We start from the raw sequence: 16,769 nt of genomic DNA, 5'->3' as shown, positions 1-16,769 counted from the left end.
CGCTTGACAGCGAGTCAGTCCCAGACGACCACGTTGCGGCGGACCGGGGTGGAGCCGTCGTTCGAGGCGAACAGTTCGGGGGAGCGTTCGCGGATGCGTTCCACGTCGTCGAAGACCGCTCGTAAGTGGAGTCGCATGGTGGCTCGGGCCTCGGCGATGTCGCCGGTGCGGACGGCGTTGAAGATCGCCCTGTGCTGGCCGGCGTTCACGGCCGGTGGGGTGGCCTCGTGCAGGCCCAGGCGGCGAGCTCGGTCGAGGTGGCCCTTGGCGTTGCCGACTGTGGTCCAGGCCGCGCCGTGGCCACTCAGTTTCAGCAGGCCGAGGTGAAACTCCTCGTCGAGGGCGAAGAATCCCTCCAGATCGACGTCGGGTTCGTCCTGGCGGCGAAGATTCTCTTCCAGTTCCGTCAGCAGGGCCGGGTCGAGTGTGGGCGGCAGATCGTCCAGGGCGGCCAGTTCGACGGCCTCGCGGAGGAACTGGGCGTCGGCAACGCGGACGGGGTCGACTCGGGAGACGAAGGAGCCGACCTTGGGGAAGACCTGCACCAGGCCCTCTTCGGCCAGCAGGATCAGACTTTCGCGTACGGGAGTGCGGGAGACGCCCAGGGCTGCGGCCAGTTCGTTCTCGCTCAGAGGGGCGCCGGGCGCGAGCTCCGTGGTGAGCACCTTGCGCCGCAGCGTCGCATACACGTCTTGCCGATTTCTGCCTGCCACGGGCGTCAGCATAGGGCGTTGACTTTCGGTACGACCGTGGCTTGTATACAAGGTGCTGCACACAAGATGCGCCAGGGAGCGGTCTGATGGCAACGATCGATCGCGTCGAGGTTCTGGTCACGTCGCCGGGGCGTAATTTCGTGACGCTTCGGATCACCACGTCCGACGGGGTGACGGGGCTGGGTGACGCGACCCTCAACGGGCGGGAGCTGGCCGTTGCCGCCTATCTCGAGGAGCACTTGGCGCCTCTGCTGATCGGGCGTGATCCGGCGCGCATCGAGGACACCTGGCAGTACCTGTACAAGGGCGCCTACTGGCGGCGGGGGCCGGTCACCATGACGGCGATCGCCGCCGTGGATGTCGCGCTGTGGGACATCAAGGGCAAGGTGGCCGGGCTGCCGGTTTATCAGTTGCTCGGGGGGCGTTCGCGGGACGGCGTGCTGGTCTACTGCCACGCCAGCGGCAGTGATGTCGAGTCGCTGCTCGACGACGTGGCGGCGTACCGGGAAATGGGTTTTCAAGCCATCCGAGCCCAAGCGGCCGTGCCGGGGCTGAGCGGAAGCTATGGCGTACGCAGAGGTGCGATTTACGAGCCGGCGGCCACCGATCTGCCGGAGGAGCAGGTGTGGAGCACCGAGGCCTATCTCGATTTCGCCCCGTCGTATCTGGCCCGGGTGCGCGAGAAATTCGGCTTCGGCATCCACCTATTGCACGACGTGCACCACCGGCTCACCCCGATCGAGGCCGCCCGGTTCGGCAAGAGCGTCGAGGAGTTGCGCCTCTTCTGGATGGAGGACCCGACACCTGCCGAGAATCAGGAGGCGTTCCGGCTGATCCGTCAGCACACGACGACGCCGATCGCCACCGGCGAGGTGCTCAACTCGATCTGGGACGTGCAGACGCTCATCACCGAGCAGCTGATCGATTTCGTTCGTACGACGGTCGTACACGCGGGCGGCATCACGCACCTGCGCCGCATCTTCGACCTGGCCGCGCTCTACCACGTGCGGACGGGCTCGCACGGCGCCACCGACCTCTCGCCGGTGACGACCGCCGCCGCGGTGGCCGTCGACATCTGTGTGCCCAACTTCGGCATCCAGGAGTACATGGGCCACACCCGCGAGACGTACGAGGTCTTTCGCGGCATGCCCCGGCTCGAGAACGGCATGCTGTATCCGTCGGACGAACCGGGCCTGGGCATCGAGTACGACGACGATGTCGCCGCCCGGTTCCCGTACGACCCGAAGTATCTGCCCGTTGCCCGCCGCCTCGACGGCTCCGTGCACGACTGGTGACCCCGAAACCCCAGTGAACACAGCCCGTGACCGGGCCGTGGTTACCGCGCTCTCGGCCGGGGATCCCGCCGGTCAGACGTCGGTGTCACTCGCCGAGTCGGCCTGGTCGTGCTCCTCGAGGCCCTGGCGGTCGGCGGGCTTCTGCTGCGAGGCGCCGGTTTCGCCGGCCTCGACCGGCGCGTCGCCGGCTTCCTCGTCGGCTCCGCGATCAAGGTTCTGGTCGGTCACGATGATCCCCCCTCGGTGCTGTTCGGGACTCTCTTACCCGCGAGGCGGCCCGCCACTCACGCGGAGGCGTCCTGAAGCAGGAGGCCGTCGAGGTGAGCGATCTCCAGCACCATGCGAACCATGGGGGTCGGCCGGCGCAGCATCAGTGTGCTGCCGCGGTTGGTCGCCAGGCGCTGGGCCGCGATGAGCACGCCGATTCCGCTGGAGTCGAGGAACGTCACGGCGTGCATGTCGACGTCGATGAAGGCCGCATGCTGACTGTCCACAGTGCCGCGGAGCACCTCTCGCAGCACGTCGACCGTCTCGAGGCTGATGTCGCCCTCGGGGATCACGGTCACGCGGTCGCCGTCACGTTCGATGCGGTACTCCAGGGACATCGCTACCTCGGTTGAAATGGGGGCCTCCGGCCGGGGCAGTGTTCCCGTTGACGGACGGATCAAACATGGCCTGCGCTGCCGCTCAGCCTCAGCAGGTGCCGCGGCTCTCGCGAGCCGGCCTTCGGCCCTCATTGCGCGGGTGTGTGCACGGACCGGGACCGGAGCCGGTGCGCGGATCTGCGCAGCTCGGTGCGGGAGGCGAGCTGCGAGCCCGGGCTGTTTGCTATGCCTCGGGATCGGGGTGCAGAGCCATCGCGAAACTGGCCCGGCGGCGGTTAGGGCCGTCTGCCGGCGTGCGCAGGGGTTCCAGTAGTTCGGTGATCCTGGCGGCGAGCTCCCGGGATTCGGCCGGAGTGGCCCAGATGGGAACCTGCTGGTAGGCGATGGCGTCCCGGGTGGGGGAGGCGCCGGTCGAACGCAGGTAGCGGTCGAAGCCGGCCACCAGGGCGCCGGCGAAGGCGGCGAAGTAGCGCTGATGGTCGGCGGGAGAGGCGGCGTCGAAGGCGTCAGGGCCGAGGGTTACGGCCGGCTCGACCGTGGCGTAGGTGCGCTGGGTGCCGCCGCGCACCTGTTCTTCCCGGGTTATGCGCAGGACGCCGGCGTCGACCAGGCGGGCCACATGGCGGTAGAGAGAAGCCTGGGGCACGTCGCTGAGTTCGGCGCTCAGCCGGCGTGCGGTCAGTTCGCGACCGATCAGCGCGTGCACGATCCGCAGGCGGATCGGATGCAGCACGGTTTCGGCGATTCTCGCGCCGTCATTGATTCCCACAATCGAGAATGTTAGCTTCAGCCTGATGATTCTCAGAAGTGAGAACAAAGAGCGGGCAGTCGAGATCCTCTCCGGCGAGCTGCGGCTGGCCGCGACACTCACGCTGCCCACCGCAGGCGCTCGCCGCGACGGCCTCGGCGCCGCGGGGAATGACGGCTTCCGCGACGCCGGCGGTCTGGACGGAGTCGCTGGTGGCGCTGTCTTGGACCGCATTGGTGGTCCTGGCGGCGTCGTGGGTGAGAGAGGTGTTCCGGCTGCCTTGCTGGTGCACGGATCGGGGCCGTTCGATCGGAACTCTGCGATGCCGGGGATGTCGCTCGGACTGGGGCAGGCGCTCGCGGAAGGGCTGGCCGGCCAGGGGATCGCCGTGCTGCGGTACGACAAGAGGGGCGTGGGGGCTTCGGGCGGCGACTATCTCAGTTCGGGGTTCTACGACGAGGTCCACGACGCTGCGGCTGCGCTCGAGACGTTGCGTGGCCACCCTGCGGTGGATCCGGAGCGCGTCTTTGTGGTCGGGCACTCGACGGGCGCTGTGGTTGCGGCCGAGCTCGCCGGGGCCGCGGGGTACGTGCTGCTGGCTGGGGCGGCGCAGCGGGGTGAGGACGTGATGGTCTGGCAGAGCCGGCGGATCGCGGCGACGCTGCCGTGGCTGGTTCGGCCGCTGGGGCCGGTGCTGGTGCGGCATCAGACGCGCGAGCGGGATCGGATCCGCCGATCCACCGTCGAGCGGCACGAGCGGATGCCGCGCTCACGACTCACGGACCGGTGGCTGCGCGAGTACCTGGCTCATGACCCACGAGCCGGCCTGGCCGCGATCGACCGTCCGGTGCTGGCTGTCACCGGCGGCAAGGACGTCCAGGTCGATCCGGCCGATGTGGAACGCATCGGCGGGCTGGTGACCGGGGTGTTCGACGGCGAGGTGCCGGCCGATCTCACCCATCTGCTGCGTCGCGACCCCGCGCCGCCGGGGTTGTGGCGGTACCGTGCGCAATTGACCCGGCCGATGGACGGCTGGATTGTGGAGCGCATCGCGGCGTGGGCGCGGCTGCGGCTCCGCTGCTGAGCGAAGGCCCGGCGAGGAACAACACCGGAGGCTTGAGCGAGGGCTGAGCGACGGTTTGAGCGAGGCTGAGCGACCGTTTGAGCGAGGGCATGGCGAGGGCTCGGGTCGAGGACCCGGGTGCTGAACGGACGGGGGAGAGTCGATGGGTGAGGTGGCGCTGCGACCGATCGCGGATGCTGATCTGGATGCCCTGTTCGAGATGATGCGGGATCCGGAGTCGCTGCGGATGGCGGCTTTCGTCGCCGAGGATCCGGACGACCGGGGCGCCTTCGATGCTCACCTGGCGAAGATCCGGGCGCGCCCCGATGTGACCAACCGGGTGATCACGCTGGACGGGCGGCTCGTCGGCAGCATCGCCGCCTTTGTCATCGACGGGGAGACCGAGGTGACGTACTGGATCGACCGGGCCCACTGGGGGCAGGGCATCGCCGGGCGGGCGTTGGGGCTGCTGTTGGAGCTGGTCTCCGTCCGGCCGCTGTTCGCGCGGGCGGCGAGCGACAATCTGGGCTCGCTGCGGGTCCTGCAGCGGGCGGGATTCACGATCACCGGTACGGATGCCGGGTACGCGAACGGGCGGAGGGCCGAGGTCGAGGAGACGATTCTGCGGCTCGACGGCGCCGGGGCGCGGCCGTGATCCGAGCGGTGATCGTCGACGTCGACGACACCCTGTGCATGACCGAGGCGGGCTCGTTCGACCTCGTGAACGACGTCCTGGCGCGGATGGGCCGGCCGCCGATGTCGCGGGCGGTGCACAAGGCGACGTGGGGCGAGGTGTTGCTGGACGCGATGCCGCGCCGGTCGCCGGGCGTCGATCTGCACCGGTTCGCCGAGCTGTTCCCGGCCGCCCATCAGGAGTACCTGGCCGACGGCCGGCTCGACGTGATCCCGCCGGAGAACCTCGCGGCCCTCGACAAGCTGGTACTGGCCGGCCGCACGGTGTTGCTGCTGACCTCCCGGGCGGAGGCCGAGATCGAGCACATGCTGGCCCCGGACCACGTGCTGGCCGGGCGGGTGACCGGCGCCTACCACCAGGGCAACACCCGCTTCCGCAAGCCCGACCCGCGCGCCTTCGACGAACTGCTCGCCGAGACCGGATTCACCCCCGCCGAGTGCGTGTACGTCGGTGACTCACCGGGCGACGCGGTAGCCGCCGGCGGGGCGGGGCTCCGTTTCATCGCCTGTCTGCAGAGCGGTGTCCGCCGCCTCGACGAGTTCGACCCGAGCCTGGTCACCGCCGCGATCGAGGCGTTCCCCGACCTCCCCGCCGCGATCGACCAGCTCGACGCCCCCGCAGCGCACTAGGGCTTATCGGTGGATCACGCGGGGCTGCGGCGTGGCCCAGCCCGCGCCTGACGGCGTCCACAGAACGGCCCGATACAACACCGGTATCGGACCGCCCTGCGGCCGACGTCAGCCACGACCTGGACCTCGCCTCGCTCCCACGTGATCCACCGATAAGCCCTAGCTTCACCAGACGAAGCGGACGGTAGCGGAGGCGGGATCGCCGGGCTCGGCGATCCCGCCAACCGTCAGTGGGACTCGGTGTTCGCCTGGGGCTTGGGGTTGCCGCCCGCCCCGGCCGCCGGTTCATCCTCCTCAGCCGCAGCGCGAGAAAGACCTGCGGGCTCGGCGTCGGCCACCGGCTGGGTGTCGGCCACCGGCTGGGTGTCGGCCACCGGCTGAGCGGCGGCCCGGGTGTCGGTCGTGAGCTGGTCACCGGCGGTTGGTTCGGTGCCGGCGGCGGGCGCCGCGCCGGGAGCCGTGGTGGCGGGCGCTGCACCGGGAGCCGTGGTGGCGGGCGCGGTGTGGGCCTCGGAGGTGTGGTCAGTCTCGGGCTTGCGGCGGTGGAGGGTGTAGGTCAGCACGACGACGATCAGGGCGCCGACCACGAGGCCCAGGATCGCGCTGGCCACCGTGTTGACCAGCCAGCCGATCAGGCCGCCGAGCGCGCCGGTGGCGTCGTGCGCCGCCTCCTCGAGGTGGTGCACCTGCTCGTACAGGAAATGCCAGCCCAGCTCGTCGGTGCCGACCAGCAGGATGTGGCCGCCGACCCAGAGCATGGCGGCGGTGCCGATGATCGTCAGGGCGGTCAGCACGATGGGCATGGCCTTGACCAGCCCGCGGCCGAAGCCGGCGACCGGACCGGAGAGCTGGGACAGCCGCAGCCCGGCGTCGTCCATCTTCACGATCAGGCCGACCGCGCCGTACACGACGACCGTCATGACCAGGGCGACCACGGCCAGGATGGCCAGGCGCGACCAGAACGGCTCGTCGATCACCTCGTTGAGCGTGATGACCATGATCTCGGCCGAGAGGATCAGGTCGGTGCGCACGGCCCCGCTGATCAGCGTCTTCTCGTCGGGCGCCTTCGCGTCGCCCGCGCCGTGGGCGTCGTGGTGGGCGATCTTGGCCCACACCTTCTCGGCGCCTTCGTAGCAGAGGTAGGCGCCGCCGAGCATCAGGATCGGCGTGAGCAGCCACGGCACGAACTGGCTGAGCAGCAGGATCGCGGGCAGGATGAAGAGGAACTTGTTGCGGAGTGACCCGAGCGCGATGCGCTTGATGATCGGGATCTCACGTTCGGCCGCCAGGTTGCGCACGTACTGGGGCGTGACTGCGGCGTCGTCGATCACGACACCGGCGGCCTTGGCGCCGGCTTTCGCCGCCGCCGCCCCGATGTCGTCGACCGACGCGGCAGCGGCGCGAGCCAGCACCGCCACGTCGTCCAGCAGGGCTACGAGTCCACCGGCCAAGACAAGGTCCTTCCTCAGTTGGGCACACGTCCGTGCACCCACATTCTCGCCTAAGCGGGCCCGCCGCGCCGTCGGGGCCGGTATCAGGCGACGGAGAGGCCTGCCGTGATGACCCGGGCCAGCTCGGCCCGCGACCGGACGTTCACCTTCGGATAGATCCGGTAGAGGTGGGTGCTGACCGTCCGCGGCGACAGGAACAGCCGCTCGCCGATCTCGCGGTTGCTCAGTCCCTCGGCGGCCAGCCGCGCGATCTGTTGCTCCTGCGGGGTGAGGGCGTCCAGCGTGTCCATCGGCTTGCGGCGGGTCTCACCGCTGGCGCGCAGCTCGGCGCGGGCCCGGTCGGCCCACGGGGTGGCCCCGAGGGCGTCGAAGGTCGTCGCGGCGGCCCGCAGCAACGGACGGCTCTCCGAGATCCGGAAGGAACGGCGCAACACCGAGCCGTACGTCAGTTGCAGGCGGGCCCGGTCGAACGGCCAGTCGGTCAGGTCGTCGGCCAGGGCCGTCTCGTAGTCACCGGTCAGCACGGCCCGGGCGTAGCCGAGCCCCACGCGCAGGGCCGGCGACTGGCTGCGCTCGGCCACCGGTTCGAGCTGCTCGGCGACCGGCCGCAGCTCGTCCAGCAGGCCACCGAGCACGGCCGCCTCGGCCAGATGCCCCAGCAGGTGGAGGTGCTGGTGGGGGAAGTACGCCGTGTCGGCGGGGTCGAAGACTCGCAGGAGCTGCCGGAACGCGTCCTCGGCGTGGCCCTCGGCCAGGGCCGCCAGCCCGCGTGCCCGCTGCACGAGAGACAGCATGGGGAACCGCCGGGCCGAGGACAACGCCTGTTCCGCCTCGGCGGCCCGGCGCCGGGCTGATTCGGTGTCGCCCCGCAGCGCCTCGGCCTGGGCCGTGATGAGGATGCCGCCCAGCACCCAGGTCCGCTGCCCGATCTCCGTCGCGAGCGCGATGCTCTCGGCGGCCAGCGGCAGTGCGGAACGGGTGTCGCCCAGCGAGGCGTGGGCGGCGGCGGCCGCGTTGAGCGACACCGACAGGGTGCCGATCCGCCCCTGGTGACGCAGGTCGGTGGCGCTCGCGAGGCCGATGGTGGCGGCGATCTCGAAAGCCCCGACGGCCCAGGCGGCCACGGTCAGGTCGGCTCGCCACGTCGGCGGGATGTCCGTCCGGTGGACGAAGCGCCGCAGTCGCTCCAGCACGACGGCACCCTGTTCGACGGGCGCGATCAGCCCGAGGATGGCGGTCAGGCGGGGGCTGTCCTCGTCGAGACCGAGCGCGAGGGCCGCGTCGACGAGTTGCTCGCGGATGTGCGCCGGCGCGTTGCTGTAGTGGACGCCGAGCGCGATGTCGCACATGGCCTGGACGGCCATGTCGGGATCGCCGCCGTCCAGCATGGTGCGGATCATGCCGGCGTAGGCGGGCAGCCTTTCCGGGCCGTTGCTGACGCCGGGGAAGTAGTGGTCGCGCATGAAGACCACCCGGACGCGGTCGGGCGCCCGCAGCTCGCGGTCGTCGATCTCGGTCAGGATCCGCCGGGCCGTCTGCGGGTCGCCCTGCTCGTGCGCCGCGTGGACGGCCCAGATCTGCCGCCGGGCCCGCTCGGCCGGATCCTCGCTGAGCTGCACGGCCCGGTTCGCCGCGGCGAGGGCGAAGGCGACCGTCTGCCGCTGGACGGCGTCGGCTGCCAGCACGGTGAGCTCGCGGGCCAGGGCCTCGTCGCGGCCCGGCACGGCCGACGCCCGGTGCCAGAGCCGGCGGATCGGGCTGTCGCCGAGCACCTCGGCCAGTGCCGCGTGCATCCGGCGGCGGTCCCCGGGTGCCGCCTGCTGGCGCAGCGCCGAGCGTAGCAACGGGTGCCGGAACCGCAGCTCGTACTGCTCGTCGACGGTCACCAGCCGCGAGGTCACCGCGGGCTGGATCGCCTCGGTGGGCACCTCGGCGCCGGTCAGGATCGCCCCGGCGGCCCGGATCTCGTCGAGGCTGCTCCCGTCGTTCAGCGCCGCGAGCAGCAGCAGGTCGCGGGTCAGCGGGGGCAGCTCCGCGACCAGTCCGGCGAAGGTCCGTTCCACCCGGGCGCTCAGCGGCAGCGACGACGGCAGCAGCGCCGGCCCCCCGAAGCGGGCCGCGGCCGAGCCGAGCTCGACCACACCGAGCGGGTTGCCGGCGGCCTCGTCCAGAACCCGGGCCCGCAGGGTCGCGACGAGATCGGGCGCATGGCGATCGAGCAGGATTCCGGCGTCGGCGGCCGGCAGGGGGTCGAGCCGCAGCTCGGGCATCCCGGCCGCGGCCAGCCGCCGGTCGACGTCCTCGCCGTCGCGCACTGCCATGAGCACGGCGATCTGGTCGGATCCGACGCGCCGCCCCAGGAATGTCAGGGTCTCCCAGGTCTCCGCGTCCAGCCAGTGCGCGTCCTCCACGGCCAGCAGCACCGGCTCGTCCGCCTCGCCGAGCAGACCCAGAACGTCAACTGCGCGGCGGTACGGCGATCCGGCCCCCACCGCGGCGGTGCGCACCGGACGGAGCAGCTGGTCCAGCCCGGCGTACGGGATCTGGCCCTCGGCCTGCACGCCGGTGACCCGCAGCACGCGCATCCCGCGCTCGCGGCCGGAGTGGACCGCGTGCTCGAGCAGAACGGTCTTGCCGATGCCGGGCTCGCCCCGCAGCACGACCGTCGCCCCGTGCCCGCCGACCGCCTCGCCGAGAAGCGCTTCGATGGCGCTGATCAGCGCATCCCGCCCGACGATCTTCCCCATGCCCCCCATACTGCAACGGCACCCGGCCCGGCCCCAACCGGCGATGCGTGTGCCGCGTCAACTGGTTGTCAACTCGGCCCGGATACCGTGCCCGCGGAGCGTGATGGACGCGACATCGGACAGCACGGAGAAACGATGAGCTTCAGCGACCGGGTGCGATCGGCCTTCCGGCGGGGCGAGACCGACGCCGTGGTGAGCATGAGCGAGGCCGAGATCGCACGGGCCTCGGCCGCGGGCGACCCGGCGGGCGAGGTGGAGGCCCGCTACAGCCTGGCCCGGGTCGCCATCCGCGAGGGTGATCTGGCCACCGGCGAGGCCCGGGCCCGGAAGGCGCTCGAGGTGGCTCAGCTCGCCGGCGACCGGCGGCTCGAGGAACGGCCCCGGCACGTGCTCGCCGGGGTCGCGCGCATGTCGGGCGACCTGCTGCGGGCCCGCGACCTCTACCGGGCGAGCATCGCGCTCAACGAGGAGCTGGGCCGGCCGGTCCAGGTCAACTCGGAGTACCACAACCTCGCGTTCGTCGAGCTGAAGCTGGGCCGGCTCGACGAGGCGCGCCGGCTGTTCGCCGAGGGACGCGAGCGGGTGTTCGGCCACGGGTGGAAGGACTTCGTCCCGTACGTCTGCCTGGCCGAAGCCGCCCTCGGCGCCGCGGAGGGCGACCTCACCCGGGCCGCGCTGATGGTCGGCGTGACCGATGTCGCGTTCGCCGAACTCGGCCAGGTGCCCGACCCCGACGATGCCGCCGACCTGGCCGCCGTCCGCGCCGCTGCCCTCGAAGCGCTCGGCCCGGTCGCCTACGCCGCCGAGTACGCCCGGGGCCGGCTCACCGATCCGCGGGCGGCCTTCGCCGGAATCCACTGATTGTCCAGTGGGCCGTCCTAGCGTGCCCCGCATGAACAAGATTCCGATGGCGGCGGCCCGGACCGTGGTCTTCATCCACGGCCTGTGGATCCATTCCGGCTCGTGGCAGCCGTGGCAGGAGCTCTTCGCCGGGCGGGGCTACGAGACGCACGCCCCGGGCTGGCCGGGGGACGCCGAGTCGGTGGCGGCAACGCGGGCCGACCCCACCGGCATGCACGGGGTCGGCGTCGAGGAGGCCACCGACGCGTACGCCAAGTTCCTGGCCGGTCTCGACGAGCGGCCGATTCTCGTCGGGCACTCCTTCGGCGGCCTGATCGCACAGAAGCTGCTCGACCGTGACCTGGCCGCGGGGGCGGTGACGATCTCGCCCGCGCCGATCAAGGGTGTCCGGGCCGTGCCGTTCAGCCTGTTGCGCTCGGCCTTCCCGGTGCTGCGCTCGCCGGCCAACCGGGGCCGGGCAGTCGCCCTGACCGAGAAGCAGTTCGCGTACGGGTTCGGCAACGCGCTCGCCCCGGCCGAGTCCGCCGACATCTACCGCCGGGTGGCCATCCCGGCGCCCGGCCGTCCGCTGTTCGAGGTGTCGTCGGCCAATTTCACCCGCGACGCGCCTTCGGCAGTCGACACCGCCCGCGCCGGCCGGGCCCCGCTGCTGATGATCGCCTGCGGCCGCGACCACACCGTGCCGGCCGTCGTGGTCCGCGGCGCGCACCGTCTCTACGCGGGTTCCCGCACCGACCTCGTCGAGTTCCCCGACCGCGGCCACAGCGCGCCGCTCGACCGCGGCTGGCGTGAGCTGGCCGAAACCTCCCTCACCTGGATCGGCACGCACACCGCATGAGCTTCGTCACGACGGCGTCCGGCCGTGCGAGTCGGCGGGCACGGTAGTTTGCCGAAGTGGGGAGCGAGGACGAGCTGCGGCTGCTGCGGGCGTACGAGCCGGTGGCGCGGTTCACGCAGGGCGAGTACTTCTTTCCGGTGTCGGCCGGGAAGTACGTGGCCCGGGCCGGGCTGTGGCGGCTGGAGGCGGGTGAGAGCCCCCTCGAACAGGCGCCGCCGGGCGGGTTGACGCTCGACGGGCTGGCCGGGTCGGCCGGCGCCGGGCAGGGGCTTCAACTGTCGCTGTCGGGAATCGGCAACGGGCGCGGGCAGCTCGGGGTGGCGCACATCCCGTTGCGTGAGCGGCCGTCGCATCTGCGGCGGGCCAGCCGTCTCGCCTCGGTGGGGCTGACCGCGCGGTTCATCGACACGGCCAACAAGGTCTCGCTGTTGTTCCGGGGCAGCGTGCCCGGCGGCAGCGCAGCTCGCTCGTGGCTGCTCCAGCGCGACCACCTCGAGCCGGAGCGGCCCACCTACTACGGCCGGGTGCTGCGCGACGACCCGTGGATCGTCTGCCAGTACTGGTACTTCTACTGCTTCAACAACTGGCGGTCGGCGTTCGGCGGGGTCAACGAGCACGAGGCCGACTGGGAACAGGTGACCGTCTACCTCGACGGCAGCGGCGGCGCCGGGGCGGACGGGTTGCCGCCGCCGCGCTGGGTGGTGTTCTCGGCCCACGACGAGGTCGGGGACGACCTGCGGCGGCGCTGGGACGACCCGGACCTGGCGCTGGTGGACGGGCGGCACCCGGTGGTCTACGTCGGGGCGGGGTCGCACTCGGGGGCCTACCTGCCGGGCGACTACCTGATCACCGTACGGCCGCAGCGGTTGCGGGGTCTGGTCGGCGCGCTGCGCTGGTCGGGCCGGCTGTTCGCGCCGTGGGCGGGGGAGGGGCAGCACGGTGTCGGCATCCCGTACGTCGACTACGCCCGCGGGGACGGCCGTTCCGTCGGCCCGGGGCAGCCCGAGGCCTGGCATCCGGTCGCCATCGACGACGACACGCCGTGGGTACGGGATTTCCGCGGCCTGTGGGGGCGGGACACCCGCGACCGGCTCGGCGGCGAGCGCGGGCCGGCCGGTCCGCGCTACGAGCGGGACGGCACGGCCCGGCAGTCGTGGGCCGATCCGGTCGGGTGGGCCGGCCTGGCCAAGGTCGCCCCGAATCCCCGGGCCGAGCGGGCGCTGATCGAACGCCGTACGCGCGAGAACGACGACCGGCTGAAGGCGCTCGACGCCGAGATCGTGGCCCTGCGCCGCGAGTTGTCCCTGGCCGCGGCCGGTCTGCCGGTGGCCTCGCCCGAGGTGCGGGCGCTGCATCCGCAGGAGCGCCGGCTCCTGGCCCTGCGGATGGAACGGACGCGGCTGGCCGACGAGCAGGCCCGCACGGTCACGGCCGAGACGGTCGCGCAGCCCCCGCATGCCCACCTGATGCACCGGCGGCTGCCGATGGAGCCGGCGGCGGGGTTCCGTGCGCGCGCCTTGTCGTGGTGGGCGGTGCTCAGCACCCCGCTCATCCTGGTGGCTCTGGGCGCGGCGGTCTCGCCGCTGGGCGTCGGCGGCCTCGACATCGCCGCCGTCTGGCTTCTGGGCCTGCTGTGCGTCGAGGGTCTCGTACGCGGAAAGCTCCTGGCTGTGCTGCTGCGGCTGCTGCTGGTCGCGACCGCGCTGGCCCTGCTGGTGGTGTTGTGGTTCGAGGGCCGCTACGTCGTGGCCTTCGGCCTGTTCGCCGCCGCGGCCGGGGTGCTGCTGGTCAACGTGCGCGAGGCCTGGCGGCGCTGACCGGCCTCACCGCCGCCCGATGTCGTGGTGCTCTGCGAGCAGGGCCTCCAGCCGCTCGGCGGGCATCGGGCGAGCCAGCAGGTTGCCCTGGCCCAGGCGGCACCCGGCGGTCTGGGCGGCGTCCAGGTCGGCGTCGTCCGCCAGCCCCTGGGCGATCACCTCGAGGCCCAGGCGCCGGCCCAGCGTCACGGCCACGTCCATCACCGCTCCGGGCTGGCGGAACGACAGGGCCGGGTCGAACACCTCGCGGTCGATCTTGAGCAGGTCGATCGGGAGGATGCGCAGGCGGCTGAGCGTGGTCGGGCCGGTGCCGAAGTTGTCCACGGCCGTTCGCACGCCCCACGCCCGCAGCCGGCCCAGCGCGGACGAGATGTCCTCGACCGGTGGCTGATGGGCCTCATCGCGTACGTCGGAAAGGTGATGCTCGGCGATCTCGAGCACCAGGGCCGAGGGCGGCAGGCCGTGCTCCTCCAGGGCCGTCTGGAGGGCGGCCTGGAACGCGGGATCGACCAGTTCGCGGGGCCGGACGTTCACCGCCAGCCACAGGTCGCCGTGCAGCCGCCGCCAGCCCGCGAGCAGGCGGCACGCCCTTCGCAGCACCCCCTGCCCGACCGTGGCCAGCAGGCCCAGATCCTCGGCCAGGGCCAGCAGTTCCTCCGCGTCCACCGGGCCCGCCGTCGGGTGCCGCCACGCCGGCGCCGCCTCGACGCCGGCCGGGCGGCGGCCCGGGAGCTCGAAGATCGGCTGGTAGCTCACGTCGATCTCGCCCCGCCCGGCCGCGCCCGGCAGATCCTGCTCGAGGGTCGAGCGGCGCAGCAGCCGGGCCTCCATCTCGGTCTCGTACCACTCGACCGCGCCCGGCGGCCCCGAGCGCACGGACCGCAGCGCGAGCGACGCCCGGCGGATGACCTCGTCGGTGCCGTTCTCGGCGGTCAGGTCGGCCAGGCCGGCCCATGCGGAGAGGTGGGCGACCGTGCGGCCCGCCAGGTAGGGGGCGGACAGCGCGTTCACGAGCTGCCCGGCCATCAGCTGGGCCCGGATGGCGCCGCAATGGGTCAGCACCGCGAAGCGGGTCTCGGTCAGCCGGGCCGGCACGTCGGCGTCGCCGACCCGGGAACGCAGCCGCCGGGCCGCCTCGACCAGCACCACCTCGGCCAGGTCGCGCCCGTGCACGTCGCCGACCGCGGTCAGCCCGCCCAGCTCGACGACGATCATCGCGGCCGCGTCCGGGATGAAGTCGGCCGCCCGCGACAGCCCCTCCCAGTTGGCCAGCCCGGTCTGCGGGTCGAGGTGGGTGGCCTGGCTCAGCGCCTGTTCGAGGTCGTGCGTGTTGGTGACGTCGCGGATGTGGACGACCAGCGTAGCGCCGGGCTCGGCCGGGTCGGCCCCGGTGGTGGTCCACTCCGTCTGCCGCCACCGCCCGAAGCCGTCGCGCAGGCGCACCGGAAGGGCGCTCGCCTGCGGCTGCTCCATCCGCGCGGTCAGGTAGTCGTGCACCGCCTCGACCTGGTCGGGGTGCACGAGCACCGACACCGCGCGGCCCAGCACCTCCTGTTCGGACAGTCCGAACTGGCGGGCCGCGGCCGGCGACTGCCAGCGCACGGCCAGGTTGGCGTCGAGGATCATCGCCACCTCGGTGGAGCCGAACATCAGGCTGCGCAGCCGGTTGCCCTGGTCGGTGAGGTGCCCGGCCTGCCGGCGCAGTGCCGTCGCCGACATCCACTCCCGGACGGCCACGGCCGTGATCGCGACCGCGCCCAACATGATCGAGATGGAATCGAGGTGACCGCCGTTGATCAGGTGGTACACCGTGGCCAGGGCGGAGCCGAGGACGAGCAGCCCGAGCAGCGGGAAGCTGGCGATCGACTCGCTGCCGGGCGGCGGCACCGGGCGGGTGTCGGGGGCGATCCGCACCGAGCCGTGCCACAGCCCGGCCGCGGCCACGTTGATCGCGGCCGCCGCGGCCAGCCCGGCGATCACGGCGTTGGGCTCACCCGGGAAGTCCCGGGCGATGACCAGGGCGGTCAGGCCGGTCAGCGAGAACGCCGCCGCCGTCCCGCACCACTGGAGCGCGGCCCGATGGCGCAGCGCGTGCACTCCGGTGACGGCGGCCAGGGCGATGGCGCCGCCGCCGAAGATCAGCGCGGTGATCGACGCGCCCCGGCGTTCGCCGACCGTGAAGAGCAGCATCCAGCCCGCGTACATGATGCTGGCCCAGACGCCGAGTGTGTCGAGCCCGACCCGCAGCCGGGCCAGCGCGTCCCGGCGCTGCGGCGGGCGCAGCAGGGCGGGCAGGTAGAGCAACGCCGCGAGGAACACACACACCAGCGGGATCTCGGCGGGGAGGGGGACGCCGCCCACGAGCATGTCCGGCCGCCAGAGAGCGGCCAGGCCGCTGCCGATCCCGGCCAGCGCGGTGAGCGCGACGCCGGCGGCCAGAGCGAGCGCGCGCGGGCTGGGCCCGGCCGCCTGTCCCTTCCCGACGGCGCGCGCCATGAGCACGGCGAATACGCCGGAGCAGCCGGCCAGCAGGCCGGCGACCACACCTTCCATCACAGTCGTCCAGATCGTTCCGAGGGGTTCTGTTTCAACGAGCGACCGCGGCCGTGGTTACGGCCGCGGAGCGTCCGGTTCATCGAATGTCAGCGTCAGGGTGCTGGAGTAGGCCACGGAGGCGCCCCGGGTTCGAGGCTGATCGGGAGGCTCCTCTGCCCCGGTCCACACCTTCGTCGCCCGGAAAGCGAACCCGTCCTGGCGCGCCGCTTCGGCGCGGAAGGTTACCCGCTGCCCCGGCTCCAGCGACCGGAACCCCTCCATCTCGAGGGCGGAGAAGTGCACCCAGCACCCGCCGGGCACATCCGGGCCGTCGATCACGCCCCATCCTTCGTCGGCGTCGAACGCGCGCACTGAACCCGAGCTCGTCATGGGCCCAGTCTGCCTGAGCGGCGCCGTGTCCCAGCGGGATGCGGGCGCGGGAACTGGGTAGGTTCCGGTCATGGACGGCGACCGGCGGGGGGACGGAGCCCCGGTCCTGGTCGCGCATTCAACCGCCGAGCTGGCCGCCCGGCACCTCGACAATCCGGAGAGCGCCGGGCCGGTCCTGGCCGCCGCCGTCCGCGAGGTGCTCGCCCTCTCCGCGGAGCCCGAGGTGCACGTGCACCGCTGGACCTACGCCCAGCCCGAGCGGATCGACGGCCCGTACGCCGTCGACGGCCGCGTCTGGCTCTGCGGCGACGCCTTCGGCCGCCCGCGCGTGGAGACCGCCTGGCTCTCCGGTCACGCCGTGGCCCGAGCCCTGCTCGGCTGAT

The 16,769-nt window shown here is 72.4% G+C and carries 15 protein-coding genes and 1 pseudogene; 8 read left to right on the top strand and 8 right to left on the bottom strand.

Annotated features, from left to right (window positions below):
• Positions 1-14: 14 nt before the first annotated feature.
• Positions 15-713, bottom strand: a complete 699-nt coding sequence (locus LXN57_RS02375) for a GntR family transcriptional regulator (protein WP_251796311.1) — start codon at positions 711-713, stop codon at positions 15-17.
• A gap of 86 nt (positions 714-799) precedes the next feature.
• Between LXN57_RS02375 and manD the strand changes: the two genes are divergently transcribed.
• The gene (gene manD / locus LXN57_RS02370; RefSeq protein ID WP_251796310.1) at positions 800-2,008 is read left to right on the top strand and encodes a D-mannonate dehydratase ManD; all 1,209 of its coding nucleotides are present in this window, start codon (positions 800-802) and stop codon (positions 2,006-2,008) included.
• 72 nt (positions 2,009-2,080) lie between these two features.
• Here the strand turns inward: manD and LXN57_RS02365 are convergent, their stop codons facing one another.
• The 3 genes from LXN57_RS02365 to LXN57_RS02355 all read right to left on the bottom strand — a co-directional run bounded on the left by LXN57_RS02365 (position 2,081) and on the right by LXN57_RS02355 (position 3,382).
• Complete coding sequence (locus LXN57_RS02365) at positions 2,081-2,236, bottom strand: hypothetical protein (protein WP_251796309.1); 156 nt, start codon at positions 2,234-2,236, stop codon at positions 2,081-2,083.
• A 56-nt stretch (positions 2,237-2,292) separates the two neighbouring features.
• A complete protein-coding gene (locus LXN57_RS02360; RefSeq protein ID WP_251796308.1) occupies positions 2,293-2,613 on the bottom strand; it encodes an STAS domain-containing protein in 321 nt (106 codons plus the stop codon).
• 223 nt (positions 2,614-2,836) lie between these two features.
• Positions 2,837-3,382 carry a helix-turn-helix domain-containing protein gene (locus tag LXN57_RS02355; RefSeq protein WP_251796307.1) on the bottom strand — a complete coding sequence of 182 codons (546 nt, stop codon included), beginning with the start codon at positions 3,380-3,382 and terminating at the stop codon, positions 2,837-2,839.
• On the opposite strand from LXN57_RS02355, the gene LXN57_RS02350 reads away from it, so the two are divergent.
• The 3 genes from LXN57_RS02350 (at position 3,372) to LXN57_RS02340 (ending at position 5,747) form a co-directional block, all read left to right on the top strand.
• Positions 3,372-4,445, top strand: coding sequence for an alpha/beta hydrolase family protein (locus LXN57_RS02350; protein ID WP_251796306.1), 1,074 nt, complete (start codon positions 3,372-3,374; stop codon positions 4,443-4,445). The genes LXN57_RS02355 and LXN57_RS02350 overlap by 11 nt on opposite strands.
• Before the next feature lie 142 nt (positions 4,446-4,587).
• Positions 4,588-5,079: a GNAT family N-acetyltransferase gene (locus tag LXN57_RS02345; protein ID WP_251796305.1), complete on the top strand. Its 492-nt coding sequence runs from the start codon at positions 4,588-4,590 to the stop codon at positions 5,077-5,079.
• Positions 5,076-5,747: an HAD family hydrolase gene (locus LXN57_RS02340; RefSeq protein WP_251796304.1), complete on the top strand. Its 672-nt coding sequence runs from the start codon at positions 5,076-5,078 to the stop codon at positions 5,745-5,747. Before LXN57_RS02345 ends, LXN57_RS02340 begins: the two co-directional genes overlap by 4 nt.
• Before the next feature lie 227 nt (positions 5,748-5,974).
• On the opposite strand, the gene LXN57_RS02335 is transcribed toward LXN57_RS02340, so the two are convergent.
• Entirely contained in the window at positions 5,975-7,198 is a 1,224-nt protein-coding gene (locus LXN57_RS02335; RefSeq protein ID WP_251796303.1) for a DUF808 domain-containing protein, read from the bottom strand.
• 83 nt (positions 7,199-7,281) lie between these two features.
• Positions 7,282-9,945, bottom strand: a complete 2,664-nt coding sequence (locus LXN57_RS02330; RefSeq protein ID WP_251796302.1) for a helix-turn-helix transcriptional regulator — start codon at positions 9,943-9,945, stop codon at positions 7,282-7,284.
• Positions 9,946-10,080: 135 nt separating this feature from the next.
• Between LXN57_RS02330 and LXN57_RS02325 the strand changes: the two genes are divergently transcribed.
• The 3 genes from LXN57_RS02325 to LXN57_RS02315 are packed head-to-tail and all read left to right on the top strand — an operon-like array spanning position 10,081 to position 13,461.
• On the top strand, positions 10,081-10,806 hold the full coding sequence (locus LXN57_RS02325; RefSeq protein ID WP_251796301.1) for a tetratricopeptide repeat protein: 726 nt from the start codon (positions 10,081-10,083) through the stop codon (positions 10,804-10,806).
• Between the two features lie 31 nt (positions 10,807-10,837).
• Positions 10,838-11,644 (top strand): alpha/beta hydrolase, encoded by an 807-nt coding sequence (locus LXN57_RS02320; protein WP_251796300.1) that lies wholly within the window; start codon positions 10,838-10,840, stop codon positions 11,642-11,644.
• Between the two features lie 56 nt (positions 11,645-11,700).
• Positions 11,701-13,461, top strand: a complete 1,761-nt coding sequence (locus tag LXN57_RS02315; RefSeq protein WP_251796299.1) for a hypothetical protein — start codon at positions 11,701-11,703, stop codon at positions 13,459-13,461.
• 6 nt (positions 13,462-13,467) lie between these two features.
• Here LXN57_RS02315 and LXN57_RS02310 read toward each other — a convergent pair whose 3' ends face one another.
• Together LXN57_RS02310 and LXN57_RS47815 are read right to left on the bottom strand one after the other, a co-directional pair.
• A complete protein-coding gene (locus tag LXN57_RS02310) occupies positions 13,468-16,014 on the bottom strand; it encodes an EAL domain-containing protein (RefSeq protein WP_251796298.1) in 2,547 nt (848 codons plus the stop codon).
• A gap of 57 nt (positions 16,015-16,071) precedes the next feature.
• A complete protein-coding gene (locus LXN57_RS47815; RefSeq protein WP_285904583.1) occupies positions 16,072-16,386 on the bottom strand; it encodes a cold-shock protein in 315 nt (104 codons plus the stop codon).
• Between the two features lie 73 nt (positions 16,387-16,459).
• Between LXN57_RS47815 and LXN57_RS02300 the strand changes: the two are divergent.
• A pseudogene (locus LXN57_RS02300) lies at positions 16,460-16,768 on the top strand (NAD/FAD-dependent oxidoreductase); the annotation flags it as partial.
• Position 16,769 lies beyond the last annotated feature (1 nt).

Origin of the sequence: Paractinoplanes hotanensis, assembly GCF_023717965.1 — a bacterium.
Taxonomy (GTDB): Bacteria; Actinomycetota; Actinomycetes; order Mycobacteriales; family Micromonosporaceae; genus Actinoplanes; species Actinoplanes polyasparticus.
This window is presented reverse-complemented; position numbering and strand designations above follow the sequence as displayed.

Coding starts and splice junctions, on each gene's coding strand:
- LXN57_RS02320 (WP_251796300.1), top strand. CDS start 10,838: ATGAACAAGATTCCGATGGCGGCGGCCCGGACCGTGGTCTTCATCCAC.
- LXN57_RS02330 (WP_251796302.1), bottom strand. CDS start 9,945: ATGGGGAAGATCGTCGGGCGGGATGCGCTGATCAGCGCCATCGAAGCG.
- LXN57_RS02310 (WP_251796298.1), bottom strand. CDS start 16,014: ATGGAAGGTGTGGTCGCCGGCCTGCTGGCCGGCTGCTCCGGCGTATTC.
- LXN57_RS47815 (WP_285904583.1), bottom strand. CDS start 16,386: ATGACGAGCTCGGGTTCAGTGCGCGCGTTCGACGCCGACGAAGGATGG.
- manD (WP_251796310.1), top strand. CDS start 800: ATGGCAACGATCGATCGCGTCGAGGTTCTGGTCACGTCGCCGGGGCGT.
- LXN57_RS02325 (WP_251796301.1), top strand. CDS start 10,081: ATGAGCTTCAGCGACCGGGTGCGATCGGCCTTCCGGCGGGGCGAGACC.
- LXN57_RS02345 (WP_251796305.1), top strand. CDS start 4,588: ATGGGTGAGGTGGCGCTGCGACCGATCGCGGATGCTGATCTGGATGCC.
- LXN57_RS02360 (WP_251796308.1), bottom strand. CDS start 2,613: ATGTCCCTGGAGTACCGCATCGAACGTGACGGCGACCGCGTGACCGTG.